This window comes from Wolbachia endosymbiont of Onchocerca ochengi, assembly GCF_000306885.1.
Taxonomy (GTDB): domain Bacteria; phylum Pseudomonadota; class Alphaproteobacteria; order Rickettsiales; family Anaplasmataceae; genus Wolbachia.
Map to the genome: position 1 here is coordinate 900,766 of NC_018267.1, position 15,304 is coordinate 916,069.

The window sequence follows — 15,304 nt, forward strand, 5'->3', positions numbered from 1 at the left end:
TTAGCAATGCAATATCTCCTTTTCTTTAATAGACAATTCATCATCAATCTTTTCGATATTATCATCAGTAATATTTTGTATTTGCTTTTTAGCACCATGAAAATCATCCTCTGAGATTTCTTTACTCTCCTGCATTTTCTCTATTTCTTCCATAGCATCTCTACGTATATTTCTAATAGCAACCCGCGCATTTTCAGCAAACTGGTTCAATAATTTTACTAATCTTTCACGAGTTTCTTGCGTTAGATCTGGAAGAGTTACACGTATAGCATTACCTTCAACAACAGGGTTTAAGTTTAAATTAGCACTTAATATAGCATTTTTTACTTCACCTATAATACTAATATCCCAAATTTTAATTGACAAAGTTTTATTATCTGCAACTGAGATACCTGCAACCTGACTTAGTTTTTGATGCCCACTATAGATGTTTACAACTATGCCATCTAGTAATGATGCGTTAGCTCTGCCAGTACGTATACCTTTAATATCATTATGAAAAGACTGAATAGTCTTTAGCATCTTTTCTTTTGTTTTAGTTTTTACCTCGTTCAACATAAATTACCTATCGTTTACAACCTGATAAAACTATAGTATAAGTACCAAGACCTTTAATAATATTAACTATTTTTTCCCCTTTCAAAGAAAAAACTATAATTGGAATAGAATTCTCACGCGCAAGAGAGACGGCTGATGCATCCATAATTTTTAAATCACGCGTTAATAAATCCATATAAGAAAGCCTATCATACATTATGGCATCTTCATTTTCCTCAGGATCAGCAGAGTATACACCATTTACTTGGGTGCCTTTCAGGATAACATCACAATTCATTTCAATAGCACGTAGAGCTGCAGCTGTATCTGTAGTAAAAAATGGATTACCAGTACCAGCTGCAAAGATTACTACTCTACCTTTTTCTAAATGACGAATAGCTTTTTCCCTTATATAAGGCTCACATATAGTGGTCATAGGTATTGCAGACAACACTCTAGAATTTACTAAATTTTTTTCTAAAAAGTTTTGTAAAGTTAGAGCATTGATTATAGTTGCAAGCATTCCAATATAATCACTGCTTGCTCTTTCACAACTACTTAAAGATGCAGATGACGCACCACGGAAGATATTACCACCACCAACTACAATACATACTTGAACTCCAAGCTTATAAACATCAGCTATACCTTTGCACAATTGATCTATAACTTTTATGTCGTGACCAAAAGGTCGTGATCCCATTAAAGCTTCACCAGAAATTTTCAATAATACCCTAAAGTACTTTAGCTTACTTTTTTCATCTGTTGCAGCAGTCATTTCTAACTACTAATTTTTATTACCTAAAATGAATAACTTATAATCAGACAATTTAATAGAAGAATTCACACTCAATTCACTCAACTTTATAAAATCAGAAATTTTTATCCTATTATCTTTGATAAATTTCTGCTCCAGCAAAACAACTTCTTCATAATACTTGACCATTCGACCATCTACTATTCTCTTTGTTACTTCTTCAGGCTTATTTAAGCTATTTACTTGTTCTTCAACTATAGAACGTTCATTATTCAATTTTGTATAACCTAAATCATCTATAGAAAGAGCTTCAGGCTTCATAGCAACTATGTGCATTGCTATTTGCTTTCCAATTTCCTGTAGCTTTAACTGATCACCTAATGACTGCAATGCAACCAAAGCCCCAGTTTTACCTAAGTTAGGTATATCACTATCACCATGCACGTAGCCAGCAATAACCCCATCCTTAATTTCCAGGTAACAAAGCTTGCTTAGCTCTACCTTTTCACCAAAAACAGACGTATTATTTATAATAGCTTCTTGCACTGTACCAATACCTTCATACTCAGCACTTTTTAAATCGCCAACGCTAGTACAACGGTTTTGATAAGCAATTGATACTAAGTTTGAAATCAACTCTATAAACTTTTCATTTCTCGCAACAAAATCAGTTTCACAATTGAGTTCTATCAATACACCACGGTTTTTATTTAAATACATAGCAACCAGCCCATCTAAAGTTACCCTGTCAATCTTTTTATCAGCTTTAGTAAGTCCTATTGTACGTAATCTATCAATGGCTTTTTTAATACTACCATCACACTCTTCTAATGCTTTTTTACAGTCACTTAAACTAAGTCCTGTTCTACCGCGCAGTTCTCTTATACTATCTTGATTCATTTTCATCTATCACTAGCTCCTTTCCATCTCCTTTATGAACCTTACTATACCTCTTTTTAGCTTGCACAACATTATTTCCCTTCTCCTGAATAAACTCACTACCCTTTACATCACCAACCTTAACTCCAGACTTTGCCAAACTAGATTCTATCCCAGCTAATATACAGTCAGCAGCTAACCTACAATAAAGTTCTACTGATTTTCTTGAGTCATCATTCCCTGGTATAGGATAAGTAATATCATCCGGATTAGAATTAGTATCAAGCACTGCAACTATTGGAATCCTTAATTTTTTAGCCTCTTTGACTGCAATGTGCTCTTTATTAGTATCAATAATAAATAAAATATCTGGAATTGCTCCCATTTCCCTAATGCCACCTAATGCTTTATCAAGTTTTTGCCTTTTCTTTTCAACATTCCCTAATTCTTTCTTCGTTAAAACGCTATTCTCATCATTTAAAATTTTCTCACACTGAATTAGAGTTTTTATCGAAGAAGAAACAGTTCCCCAGTTAGTAAGCATACCACCTAGCCAACGATAATTTACATAATATTGACCACAACGAATTGCTTCACTTGCAATAATATCTAAAGCCTGAAATTTCGTACCGACAAATAAAATGCGGCCACCTTGAAATGCAACATCATATAAAGCTCTCATTGCTACCTGTAACAGTGGTAGTGTTTTTCTTAAATCAATTATATGTATACGATTTTCTTGATGCACTCCATATATATACGGAGCCATTTTTGCATTCCATCGACTAATTTTATGACCAAAATGCACACCAGATCCAGCTAAATCACGCACAGTAACTTCAGGCAAATTTACCATTCCAATCCCTCAAAATAGTTCATCTTTACATGGCACAACCGTAACAAGGCTATTTGTATGAGCCATATGTGAAATTAAATTACTTTCATGGTAATATAAAGAAGATTAAAATGCAAATAAAAAAATATTGACAAAATGAAGCATATTTATTAGCCTTAAAAGTAAAGTTTCAAAAGGAAATGGGGGGGGTGTAGCTCAGTTGGTTAGAGCGCATGCCTGTCACGCATGAGGTCATGGGTTCAAGTCTCATCACTCCCGCATATAAGTTTCCTACAGAGCTTAAGCTTACTCTATTAGCTTTTTCTTCTCCAATTTAGATATATAACTTTATAGTAAATGCATCGTAATATAATGCCAACAAATTTTAACTTCATTAGTACAAGTAAAGAAAATTCTACTCCAAAAATATTAAAACTATGTATACAAAATTATTTCATTTTTAGCATTTAAATATTCTGTATCTGTTGTAATGACTTCACTTCCAGCTTGCTATTCTTTAAATATTGGATTGCAAGCACTAGTGCTCTGCCCCCAGAAGCTGTAGTGCTATAAGCGATGTTTTGCGAAATAGCAGTTGTGCGAACATCTTTGCTATCTGAAACTGATTTTACACCTTTTGAAGTATTAATTACCAGATTTATTTTTCCATCTTTAAGCATATCAACTATATGAGGTCTGCCTTCTCTCACCTTATTCACAGCTTCTGCAGCTATACCATTATTATTCAGGTACAAAGCTGTACCTTTAGTAGCATATATCTCGAAACCCAGCTCTTCCAACATTTGTGCAACTGACAATATATACTCTTTATCATCATCCTTCACTGAAATTAGAGCTTTTCCTTCCGTTGGTAACTTATATCCTGCAGCCATGTACGCTTTCGCAAGCGCAGCTTCGAAGGATGAGTCAATTCCCATCACTTCTCCTGTTGACTTCATCTCAGGACCAAGTAGGGCATCAACTCCTAAAAAACGGGAAAACGGAAAAACAGCAGCTTTAACTGCAAAGTGATCAATAGATTTTTTTTCTTGGTCTAACTTTTTACCTAAAATAACTTGAGCAGCAAGCTTCGCGATAGGAATATTGATTGCCTTAGAAATAAAAGGAACTGTGCGACTAGCCCTTAAGTTCACTTCAAGTATATATATGTCACTTTCTTGAACGGCAAATTGAATATTTATCAGACCTTTAACTTTTAATTCAAGAGCTATTCTTTTAGTTTGCAGCTTAATTTCCTTCACAATTTTATCACTTAATGTATTTGCTGGTATCGAACAAGTTGAATCACCGGAATGAATTCCAGCCTCCTCAATATGTTCCATAACCCCTGCAACGAAAACTCTTTCCCCATCACATATAGCATCAACATCAATTTCAATTGCATTTACCAAAAATTTATCAAGCAACAACGAGCCATGTCCAAAAATTTTAGTTTGACTAAGGACATATTCCTTAAAGCTATCAATATCATGTTTGATTGACATAGATTGACCACCCAAAACATAGGATGGCCTAACCACTAATGGGAACCCAATTTTCTCTGCATTAGCTAATGCTTCTTCCACCGAAGAACAGATAGAACTTTCAGGTTGTTTTAAATTAAGTTGCAAAATAAGGTTCCTAAATCTCATACGATCTTCAGCAAGGTCTATAGAATCAAAAGATGTACCTAAGATATTAAAACCCCTTTCATTTAACGTTTTGGCTAATTTTAAAGGCGTCTGACCACCTATTTGGACTATAACACCAACCAGTGTGCCGTTTTCCTGCTCTTTACTTAGCACCTCAAGTACATCCTCTTCAGTTAATGAAGCAAAATATAAACGATCAGCAGTATCATAATCAGTTGAAACAGTTTCAGGGTTACAATTAATCATTATTGTTTCATATCCCATTTCTTTAGCAGCGGAAACTGCATGCACACATGCATAATCGAACTCAATACCTTGACCAATACGGTTTGGTCCACTACCTAAAATGACAACCTTCTTTCGGTCGGAAACATTTGCTTCGCATTCTGCCTTATTCATAACCTCTCCTTCATAACACCCATACATATAAGCAGTACTAGACTCAAATTCAGCTGCACAAGTATCTACGCGTTTATAAACAGGTTTGATGCTAAACTTTTTTCTTATTGCTTCAATCTGCTCTATCCGATCTGGCATAGTTCTAGCACTTGAAGCCGAAATCTGCATTTGGATCTCAGTGTCAGCTACATCAATGACAGAAGTAGATTTATTGCTTAAACTTGCCAACCTTGCATCCGAAAATCCCATCTTTTTTAGTTCTAATATCTCGTGTGCAGCTTCAGGCAAACCGGTTTCCTTAATTTTCTGTTCAGCTAAAATAATTTGCTGTATATTCTGTAAAAACCATGGATCATACCTTGTAATCGAATTTATTTCTTCTATACTCATTCCATGACGCATTGCATCAGCAGCAGCCAGTAATCTGTTTGGTAGTAATTTTGCTAATTGAGATTTTATATGATTAACATCTGTGCCATTAGAAAACACTTCATCAAGTCCTGTAAGACCAGTTTCAAGTGAACGGAAAGCTTTCTGTATTGATTCATTAAAAGTACGTCCTATGGACATTACTTCTCCCACTGATTTCATAGAAGTTGATAATTCACAATCTGTTCCCTTAAATTTTTCAAACTCAAAACGAGGAATTTTAGTGACAATATAATCAACCACCGGTTCAAATGCAGCAGGTATAGTTGGTGCACAGTCATTGCGTATTTCATCAAGCGAATACCCAATAGCAAGCTTAGTTGCAACTTTTGCTATTGGATAGCCTGTTGCTTTTGAGGCAAGCGCAGAAGAGCGAGAAACCCTTGGATTCATTTCAATCACAACAAGGCTCCCATCTTCTTTAGGATTAACTGCAAATTGAACATTTGCACCACCAGCACTAACATCAATCTCTCTAAGTACTGCTATAGACGCATTTCTCATTTGTTGATACTCCGCATCGCGTAGAGTTAAAGCAGGAGCAACAGTAATGCTATCACCTGTATGAACTCCCATAGGATCAACATTCTCTATTGAACAGACCACTATACAGTTATCTTTACAATCACGAATAACTTCCATTTCGTACTCTTTCCAACCAATAATGGATTCATCTATCTGAACTCCATTTATTGGTGAAACTTTCAAGGAGTTTTCTGCAATGTTGAAAAACTCTTCCTTATTATATGCTATACCACTGCCTACACCGCCAAGAGTAAATGATGAACGGATAATTGCAGGCAACCCGACATAATCTAAAGCTTCCTTTATTTGCCTTTGATTTCTTATAATCATACTTTTAGGATACTTCAGCCCTATCTTATCCATAGACTGACGAAATAGCTCTCTATCTTCTGCCTTTTTAACTGCTTTTCTACTTACACCGATAAGCTTTACGTTATATGTATCCAATATTCCATCATCTGCAAGCTTCATTGCACAATTCAAAGCAGTTTGCCCACCCATAGTTGGTAATATTGCATCCGGCTTTTCCTTAATTAAGATTTTTTCTATGATCTCAGGTAGTATAGGTTCAATATACGTTGCATCAGAAAATTCAGGATCTGTCATTATAGTTGCAGGATTAGAGTTCACTAGAATAACTTTATAACCTTCATTCCTTAATACTTTACAACTTTGAGTTCCTGAGTAATCAAATTCACATGCCTGACCTATAACTATCGGACCTGCTCCTATTACTAATATAGATTCTATATCCGTGCATTTTGGCATAATATAACACAATCCTTACTTGAGTAATGTTACCAATCTTTCCTATAAATGTGAATTTTTATTAAATTTATGAGCTATATAATCAGGTGAAAACAATAATAGGTAATTTAAAATTAGTATAGTTTCCTAAAGAACGATATTCATATAACTCATTCAATAGATTTGCTCAATGGCAATATTTTTCCTGATATATCACAACCCTCAGAAGCTAATTCCACAAATTTATCTGTTAGTTTATCAGATAACACTAGTTCAGGCATATCCTTTCCAGGAAAGGCTTGTTTATACATTTCGCTGTCAAAAGGTCCCTCTGGGTACACAGCATTTACGCATAGTTTTGTATGTTTTGTCTCAGATGCATATATCTTTACCATGATTTCTAGTGCAGCTTTACTTGCAGCATAAGGTATCCAATATGGGTAAGAAGATGGAGAAAGTGTTACTTCTGAGGTCATGAATATTATCCTTCCAGAACTAGATTTCTTTAGCACAGGATCTAAGTTTTTCAATAAGTACCAATTAGCAATAAAATTTGTATTCATTACATTCTGTAGCTCTTCAAGTTCGCAGTCATGAACAGGATTTAACTTACCTAAAATTCCAATACACGCAACTAATATATCAAGTACTCCAGACTCTGATAACTTCAGGCTCTCCATCATATTTGCTAATATCTTTACATTTTCAAAATCTAAAAGATCAAGCTGAATTAGCTTCACAGAGCCTTCTTTAAATTCTTCAAGTTTTTCAATTTCACTATATAACGGCCTAAGATTATCAACAGATCTTGAAACTAAAATTACATACGCACCTTCCTTAATAAACCTTTTTGCAACAGCAGACCCTATTTCACTTGAAGCTCCAGTAATTAAAGCTATTTTACCTTCTAATTTACCCATCTATTTCTCCTCAATGAAGCCCATTAAAGTATTTTAGCTGAAAATTAAACTTTGCTCCATATATAAAAATTAAACTTACTACATAAAAAAATAGTAATGACACTACCACACCACCTAAACTCCCATATATCAAATCTAGTTGGCCAAAGGAAGCTTTTAAGTACTGCTTAAAAACCAAAGCAGAGATTGTCCAAAGCATAACAGCTATACAAGATCCAGGAAATACATCCGACAGGTTTTGTTTTATATTTGGCAATATAAAATATAGCCAAGAGACTACTATAAAGAGTACAAATTCAATAAGGAGATATTTTATGTAACTCAGTCCATTATAGGAAAAACCTACTAGCATTGGCACTGATGCAGAGAATATTATGGTTAGAGTTATAATAAACGTAATTGCTAAAAATTGCAATATACTTAATATTCTCCTTAGTACATAAGGAGGCGAAACCGGAACTTTATAAGCTTTATTTAATATTGTTCTAAGCCCCTCAACCGTTGATGAAGCAGTCCAAATAGCTCCTACAATTGCCAAAGTCAATAAACTGTGTGGCGGACCTGATATTATCTCCTCAATGCGCGGCATTAAAGATGCTAAAATGTCTTGTGGCATATTGTCAATTATAGATGTCCAGCCAATGTTATATTGATCTAAGAAATTTGCAAATATTGATGCCAAAGCCATTAAGACGATAAGAAAAGGAAATATTGATAATAGAATTAAAAATGACAAGTATCCTGCATGCTCCATTCCGTCATTATAAATTGTATCAATCAAAGCACGATAAAGATAATAAATGATATTATAAAACTTATGCAGTAACTTATTCACTACAATGTAAATAAACTAAATAATATATTTATAAATAAATAAAATGTATTTTTAAGCAAAAAACCCTTTAATGACATTAAAAATTGTTATGTATTACCATTCTTTTGCTGTTATAAATCCCTTCTTTTATCATTAAAGCCTTCGATATTAGTTTTTAAAATAAAAGCTATAAAAACTACTTGACAAATTTTAACAACTTCGTTGTCTTGATGTTAAGGGTGTTTTGACTACAAAGTCTACTTCTGGTATAAAGATTTAATGGTAAAATTTTCACTAAAAACTTAAAATTTAAGGTGTCTTTTTTTGTGGATTATATAAGACTATAGTAGTTGCACACCTTTCAAGTTTTCCTTTACACATGGCTAAGTCGCCCTTAAACTAAGTGAAAGACTATCAGTGCTAGTTCAAGGAATTAGAGAGTCAGGATCAGCATAGTGGGTCTTACTTTTCTAGCAAATTTCCTAAGTAATTTATATCTAAAGTAGCTGAGGCTTACTGACATCCTACTATTTATTAGCAGAATCTTACATTAAACCAACGTCAGATTGATAAAAATTATGACAGCTAGATCAAAAACTTTACGCCGTAATTTTTTTGGATTGCTGAAAGTGAATTCTATATCTGCAACTTTGTTTCCTGCAGCAATAGTTCTAATTCCACACCAGTAATATTTTGCTTTTCATCAAAAAAGTCTTGTGTACCATCAGAAGTAAAATTATTTGAGCTAATTAAATGGCCAGTGTAACTTTTCTTTTTTTCGATTACAAATGATTACCTACACTTTTTCCTACTGTAAAAATCAAAGTCCCTTTTAAATAGGTCAACTCATAATCATAATATTTCGGGGTTAAATTCCTACTTCTATAACTTCTTTTTCATCTATTACAGGTAGTTGATTAATTCTTACACTTTACAGTAGTTGTTTACTTTCTTCTCGCAATTACTTTAAACTTTTCTTTAATTCATTAACCACTTTCACATTACATTTTAATTGTTCAAATATAGTTAATTTATCTCCAGTTAAACTTTTATTCTCTTATCTCAATTTACCAATCTCTCACTTGAACTTTTATTCACGCTTATACACCTTAATCTTGTATTCTACTCTCGTTACTCTACCTTACCATTATACTCAAAACTTCAGTTTAGGATTGACATAGCCACTGTTTCTCCTGACCTTCTTCTTACTATAATATTACTCCGCAATTACTCTAGATTCTCTTTAACAAATCCAATTCCTCTTCTGCAATTGCTAACAACATATTTTTCCTTTTTTTTGAGCTAACACTAAGAGCTTTCCCACTCTCTTCTAAGTATTTCCCTTGTTTAGCTTACCTACCAGCAACTTATTACCTCTCTATTAGATCGTTAATTTATTTCCTAAACCTTCTTTTTCTCTTCGTAGCCGATTTACACTTCAGCCAACTCTTGATCCTTTAATTGCTCATTATTTAACTAACCTATTACATCAGCTATTCCTTTATTCTATTTGTTAATTGAACTTTACCTTTTTTACCTGCTAATTGAGATTTTAAATCTATTATTTCACTATCTTTATCTTTTAACTCTTACTGCAATTCACTTATTCTTTGCTCTAACTCCCAACGCCTTAATCATTTTAGCCAATTTTTTTGTCTTCTTTTTTAACTTATAGCCTTTTAAGCTTCTTAACTTTTTCTTCCAAAGCTTGCTTCTTTATAGCCTTCTTCTACTATTTTCTCACCACAGTTTTTTAACTCTGTATTTTTCCTAAGATACCAGTTCCTTCTTCTAATTTCTTTCCCCGCTTATGCGTTTCTTCACCACTAAACTCACTAACACCAAACAAAGACTTTCCCCATAAAGAAAGGGCGAGTTTTCCTTCAAGAGAAGAACATAAATTACTGCTCGATATAGACACTACGGTAACATAGGTGATCTCGTGTCAACATTACTTACTTTAGTATCTGCTGATCTCCTCTATTCTAGACCATATCAGTAAAAGCGTGATACAAAGTTTTTCTATTAATAAAAACTTCTTTATTATGTTTAACTAATCTCAACATTTTATTTTCTTTTCCTTTGGCAATAGATCCATAAACCTTGAATCGCCAAATTTCTGTTTATCAATTATCCTTTATACCATCTCAGATCTTACTGCTGTAGTAATATCACACCTACACTATCACCCTTTAGAACCTTTATCTTGTTAGTTAATTGGCTTTTTACATAAATCAGAGTTAAGAGAAACTATAGTTTCCATCACTACTACTTTTCTTGAATACAGTTACTCGATTAACTTCTCCTAAAGGCATACTTCAAATCTAATCTCCATATTAGCCTCTAAAATAGAGATAGTCTTCGTTAGCTTTTTTTTCATTTTCGAACCTACTTTTAACGAAATCCTAAAATTACTACAAGACTCAATGAAACTCAAAATATTATTTTTCCTCTGCTTATCCACATCCAAATTTTGGTTTCTAACAAACATACTTTGATTCTTCTTCTACGTAAGTAGACTTTTTTCCCTTGGCATTGCTTAATATTTCTAAAAAATATACTTAAAGTTAACTAACTATGCAAATGAATAAAGAAGAAACTTGAGCATCTGTCTACAATATTATATAGTAGTTATTCTAAGCAGCACAGTATGGACAATACTATTATAAGAAAATATGATATTAGAGGTATAGTAGGCAAAGATCTCCAGATCAATGATGGATATGAAATAGGCAGAAAATTTGGCCAAACCGTATCCAGTGTTTGTATAGGCTATGACAGCAGGATAGATTCACCAAGTATAGAAAAAGAACTAATCAGAGGTTTGACTTTATCCGGAGCAAATGTTACACGTGTTGGACTATGTTCTTTACCCATGCTCTACACTGCAACACAAATTATACAAGCAGATCTTGGTATTATGATCACTGCTTCACATAACCCCAGTAAGTATAATGGCTTTAAATTTTTTAGCAGTAAAAAAACCTACTCAGATCAAGAAATAAGGGAAGTTACAAGCAATCCGATCAAAAACAGTACAAAAACTGGAAGCTTAATCAACATAAATATATATGGCGAATACATTCGCATATTAAAAAGTGCATTAAAGACCAACAATACTACACAAAAGCTAAAAATGGCCTGGGATTGTGGAAATAGTCCAGTAAGTGGAATTTTAAGGCACATTGAAACAATCCTATCTGGTCATACGCATATTGTAGTTAATAACTCTATAGACGGAGCATTTCCACTACATGATCCAGATCCTATAGAAGAAAAAAACCTCGCTCAATTAATCGATATCGTACAAAAAGATAAATGTGATCTTGGCATTGCACTTGATGGCGATAGTGACAGAGTGTGCTTAATTGACAATAGGGGCAATATCGTTTTCAACGATCATTTATTTATGATTTTCGCACGTGAAGTACTAGAAGAATATCCACAAAGCAAAGTTATTGCTAACATAAAAATGAGTATGAAAGTACACGATTTTGTCAGCAAGTTAGGAGGACAAGTAATTATTTGTGCTACTGGACACTCACTAATTAAGAAGAAAATGCTAGAGGAAGAAGCAAAGTTTGCTGGTGAGTCAAGCGGACATTTTTTCTTTTCTGAACTAGGTTTTGATGATGGAATGTATTCTGCTATCAAAGCTATTGACATTCTGCTCAAGAAAAACCAAAGCCTATTTCAGATGATTGAGGATTTACCAAAATTATATATCACTCATGAAGTGAAGATTGTAGTTAAAGACGAAAAAAAATTTCAAATAATTGAATTAATAAAGAAAACACTAAAACAACAAAATATCATATTTTCAGAGTTTGATGGCATTAAAGTAACCAATAACGATAACAAAGGCTGGTGGCTTCTTAGAGAATCAAACACACAAAATTGCATCACAGCAAGATGTGAAGGAAATACTTTAGAAGATTTTGAACTTACTAAAAAGACTTTATTTTATTATATTGATGAAGTAAGGTCCCTTAATTGTAACTATCAAAATAAGAGTAGTTTATAAAGCTTCCCCCCTACCCTGTCTTCTCATTGTTTCCTTAACCATAGTGAGTGTCCTCAAGGTACACACCAAAAAAAGGATAACAAAGTTACTAAAGCATTACACTTAATAATATTTAAATTAAAAATATTAACTAAATTTAGCTAGTATGCAGAGAAATTTTATGTTTAAAAGAATCAATTCAACAAATTTTTTGACAAGTCTAACTTGGTAAAGGGAATGTATAAAAAAATACATACTGCATGAAGCAATACTTAGAAAAGGTAAACTTATATTACAAGGTATACAGTAATAGTAAGAAATTAAAAATTTTTGATAAAAACAATATAAAGATTATCAAAGTGAATGCAATAAAAAAGCACTAAATGAAAGGGAGAAGTGTGAGAAAAAATGCAGCATTTTAAAAAAATTATAGAGGAAGCAACCGAAAAATACTAATGATATAAAAGATAGCACAATAAATCAAGTAGCAGAGGAAGAGTTACAAAATGCAAAGAAAAGACTATATCGAAAACAGTATTATAATATAAGCAAGCGCATCAAAAAGCAGAGAAAGAATATAAACAAGATCAAAATAAACAGAGAAAAAATGCGTATAAAATACAAAAGTTAATTATACTAATAAAACAAAAATAATTTTGTCTAAAAAAGTAAAAAGCTTATGGAAAAGCTAGATTATGAACCTTATATAGAGGCATGATAAGAATATAACCATAATGAAGAAAGTCGTGCAAATAATACCTCTATTACGGCACTTGATCTTTTATATAACAAATAACACTGTACTTCTTTTAGAAGAAAGCAGTAAAATAGATAAACAAGACAGCAATAAGAAACTTTAACTTAAAAGCAGTTAAAATGACTTATATTACTGAACATAATATACACAGTTAAAGCTATTGCAACTTGAACACTTATAGCCCCACTGCTTTAGCTTTTTATTACAATCTGCACATTTCCAATATGGATCAGATATAGCCTCTGAGTCCATTTTGTTTAGCCAATAAATTACTTGTTCATACTCTTGTAATGCAACTTTGAGCTGTATCATAATAAGATAGATTGACACATAATTAGCTTTTCTCATAGCAATATCTAAATGTTGACTTGCAAGATCATATTTACTTAAGCTAATTGAAGATAAAGCAAGTAAACAATAACTAAAATAATAATCAGAACGTAGATTATATAGCTTTTCAGCACCTTTACTATTTAAACTAATGTAAATCTTAGCTGATTGGGGAGTAGGATTTACTGTATACTCTTCCTCTAACACTACAGAAGCTTTTCTAATTTTTCCAAGTTTAATATATAACTCTGCTCTTAAATAATTAATTGGCTGAAAAGCTGCACAATAACTTTGTGCTTTAAATAAAGACCTCAAAGCTTTCTTGTAATTCCCTTTATTTTCATATTGTTTTGCCGAAGCACAATAAAAAACCGCTAACATTTTCTCACAATCAAAGGGAAGAAAAATATTAAACTTTATAGCTTCCTTTAACTTCAAAATTGCGTTAATCCAATCCTCATGCAATATATAACCCTCTATTTGAAAGGGAATAGACAGAATTTTATCGTTAATTGAACTAGAACAATATTCTATGAATTTTTGAAAGACTGCTTTTTCTTGTTTAAGATGAACAATTAGCTTATTAAGCACAAGGAGAGCTAAGTTACGATTTTTATTTGCAATATTTAATAAACTACTGCTAAAAAAGCTATAATTTCCCATCTTACATGAGTCAAAGAGCTTTATTAAAGATAATCTATCGTTTTCTTTACTTAAATTCTTAACTAGCTTGTGAGCATTCTCTATATTGCCTAAATCCATACTAAACAAAGCTTCAAAAAGAAGCAATTCCTCTCTATCTTTTTTTCTATTTCTCATACTGGCAAATGTTGATAAAACAAAAAAATAAAAATATATAAGTACAATTAATAAAAATAATAAAAGTACACAAGTGAAAATAATAAAATACAGATCAACACTTATGATGTAACTACCTGATTCCAACTTTATTACTTCACCACCCATCTTGATCCACATGCCAAATAAAAAAGAGAGAGTGAGAACTATAAAATAAATCATGAGATATATTGCAATAAATACCGATATATTATTGAAATATTCCTATAAGCTATAATAAAACTATTTAATCTATTAAGCCATGGTTTAAATTCTGGGTGTGTTAAATTACCTACTACAGTAGTTATTCCTTGCCAATCATTATCGTTTATTAACTCCTCAATCTCTACAAGTTTCATCATTAGTGGATCATTTTTATCTTTTATCTTTACCCAGTTTGAAATGATTTTTTGAAATAGCATACTTTTATTGTAGTTAATAGCATCAATGATTTTCTCAAAAGACGATCTCAACTCGTGTAAAGTACTTACCTCTTTCAAACCTCCCAATTCACTTAGAGCATTTTCTAACTCTGGATCATCAAGTTCTAATATTAAGGGCCTTACTGCGTTTACATAATCATCAAGTTTTTCCTTTTTTAACAACGAATCCTTCATTTTAACCACAAGTAGCAGTAATTTTGCAATATTCTTATGCCTTGAACTACCATTATCTTGCTCACATTGAGTGAGTAAATTTTTCTTTAATTCAAATATTTTTTTTTCTATTCTAGATTGGTTAACATCAAGCAACATCTTTAACTCATCTATGCTTTCTGCTAAACTCTTTATATTACTTTCGTTTTCCCGTTGATTCATTTTTAAAAATATTATGCTGTTTATCATAATATAAGTAACACCTAATACCATAATCAAAACCAGCT

At 32.4% G+C, this 15,304-nt stretch carries 11 protein-coding genes and 1 tRNA gene; 2 read left to right on the forward strand and 10 right to left on the reverse strand.

Features of this window, described 5'->3' with window-relative positions:
• The 4 genes from frr to rpsB are packed head-to-tail and all read right to left on the reverse strand — an operon-like array spanning position 1 to position 3,029.
• Positions 1–558 carry a ribosome recycling factor gene (gene frr / locus WOO_RS03320; protein WP_014869262.1) on the reverse strand — a complete coding sequence of 186 codons (558 nt, stop codon included), beginning with the start codon at positions 556–558 and terminating at the stop codon, positions 1–3.
• A gap of 7 nt (positions 559–565) precedes the next feature.
• Positions 566–1,315, reverse strand: coding sequence for a UMP kinase (gene pyrH / locus WOO_RS03325; protein ID WP_014869263.1), 750 nt, complete (start codon positions 1,313–1,315; stop codon positions 566–568).
• A gap of 9 nt (positions 1,316–1,324) precedes the next feature.
• A complete protein-coding gene (gene tsf, locus WOO_RS03330) occupies positions 1,325–2,200 on the reverse strand; it encodes a translation elongation factor Ts (RefSeq protein ID WP_014869264.1) in 876 nt (291 codons plus the stop codon).
• Positions 2,181–3,029: a 30S ribosomal protein S2 gene (rpsB, locus tag WOO_RS03335; protein ID WP_014869265.1), complete on the reverse strand. Its 849-nt coding sequence runs from the start codon at positions 3,027–3,029 to the stop codon at positions 2,181–2,183. The genes tsf and rpsB overlap by 20 nt, the downstream gene beginning before the upstream one ends.
• Positions 3,030–3,213: 184 nt before the next feature.
• Between rpsB and WOO_RS03340 the strand changes: the two genes are divergently transcribed.
• Positions 3,214–3,287: transfer RNA gene (locus tag WOO_RS03340), tRNA-Asp, on the forward strand.
• A 188-nt stretch (positions 3,288–3,475) separates the two neighbouring features.
• Here WOO_RS03340 and carB read toward each other — a convergent pair.
• The 4 genes from carB to WOO_RS04040 all read right to left on the reverse strand — a co-directional run bounded on the left by carB (position 3,476) and on the right by WOO_RS04040 (position 10,415).
• Positions 3,476–6,781 carry a carbamoyl-phosphate synthase large subunit gene (gene carB, locus WOO_RS03345; protein WP_014869266.1) on the reverse strand — a complete coding sequence of 1,102 codons (3,306 nt, stop codon included), beginning with the start codon at positions 6,779–6,781 and terminating at the stop codon, positions 3,476–3,478.
• Positions 6,782–6,930: 149 nt separating this feature from the next.
• Positions 6,931–7,680 carry an SDR family NAD(P)-dependent oxidoreductase gene (locus tag WOO_RS03350; protein WP_014869267.1) on the reverse strand — a complete coding sequence of 250 codons (750 nt, stop codon included), beginning with the start codon at positions 7,678–7,680 and terminating at the stop codon, positions 6,931–6,933.
• Between the two features lie 10 nt (positions 7,681–7,690).
• Positions 7,691–8,515, reverse strand: coding sequence for a YihY/virulence factor BrkB family protein (locus tag WOO_RS03355; protein WP_014869268.1), 825 nt, complete (start codon positions 8,513–8,515; stop codon positions 7,691–7,693).
• 1,732 nt (positions 8,516–10,247) lie between these two features.
• Positions 10,248–10,415, reverse strand: a complete 168-nt coding sequence (locus WOO_RS04040) for a hypothetical protein (protein ID WP_158309955.1) — start codon at positions 10,413–10,415, stop codon at positions 10,248–10,250.
• Positions 10,416–11,144: 729 nt separating this feature from the next.
• On the opposite strand from WOO_RS04040, the gene WOO_RS03365 reads away from it, so the two are divergent.
• Positions 11,145–12,518: a phosphomannomutase/phosphoglucomutase gene (locus tag WOO_RS03365; RefSeq protein ID WP_014869269.1), complete on the forward strand. Its 1,374-nt coding sequence runs from the start codon at positions 11,145–11,147 to the stop codon at positions 12,516–12,518.
• Between the two features lie 865 nt (positions 12,519–13,383).
• Here the strand turns inward: WOO_RS03365 and WOO_RS03370 are convergent.
• Both WOO_RS03370 and WOO_RS03375 read right to left on the reverse strand, forming a co-directional pair.
• The gene (locus WOO_RS03370) at positions 13,384–14,604 is read right to left on the reverse strand and encodes a hypothetical protein (protein WP_014869270.1); all 1,221 of its coding nucleotides are present in this window, start codon (positions 14,602–14,604) and stop codon (positions 13,384–13,386) included.
• Entirely contained in the window at positions 14,601–15,290 is a 690-nt protein-coding gene (locus WOO_RS03375; protein ID WP_014869271.1) for a hypothetical protein, read from the reverse strand. The genes WOO_RS03370 and WOO_RS03375 overlap by 4 nt, the downstream gene beginning before the upstream one ends.
• Between the last annotated feature and the right edge of the window lie 14 nt (positions 15,291–15,304).

Excerpts from the sequence above, each read along its gene's own strand:
- frr (WP_014869262.1), bottom strand. The coding sequence starts at position 558 with ATGTTGAACGAGGTAAAAACTAAAACAAAAGAAAAGATGCTAAAGACT.
- pyrH (WP_014869263.1), bottom strand. The coding sequence starts at position 1,315 with ATGACTGCTGCAACAGATGAAAAAAGTAAGCTAAAGTACTTTAGGGTA.
- tsf (WP_014869264.1), bottom strand. The coding sequence starts at position 2,200 with ATGAAAATGAATCAAGATAGTATAAGAGAACTGCGCGGTAGAACAGGA.
- rpsB (WP_014869265.1), bottom strand. The coding sequence starts at position 3,029 with ATGGTAAATTTGCCTGAAGTTACTGTGCGTGATTTAGCTGGATCTGGT.
- carB (WP_014869266.1), bottom strand. The coding sequence starts at position 6,781 with ATGCCAAAATGCACGGATATAGAATCTATATTAGTAATAGGAGCAGGT.
- WOO_RS03350 (WP_014869267.1), bottom strand. The coding sequence starts at position 7,680 with ATGGGTAAATTAGAAGGTAAAATAGCTTTAATTACTGGAGCTTCAAGT.
- WOO_RS03365 (WP_014869269.1), top strand. The coding sequence starts at position 11,145 with ATGGACAATACTATTATAAGAAAATATGATATTAGAGGTATAGTAGGC.
- WOO_RS03370 (WP_014869270.1), bottom strand. The coding sequence starts at position 14,604 with ATGATTTATTTTATAGTTCTCACTCTCTCTTTTTTATTTGGCATGTGG.
- WOO_RS03375 (WP_014869271.1), bottom strand. The coding sequence starts at position 15,290 with ATGGTATTAGGTGTTACTTATATTATGATAAACAGCATAATATTTTTA.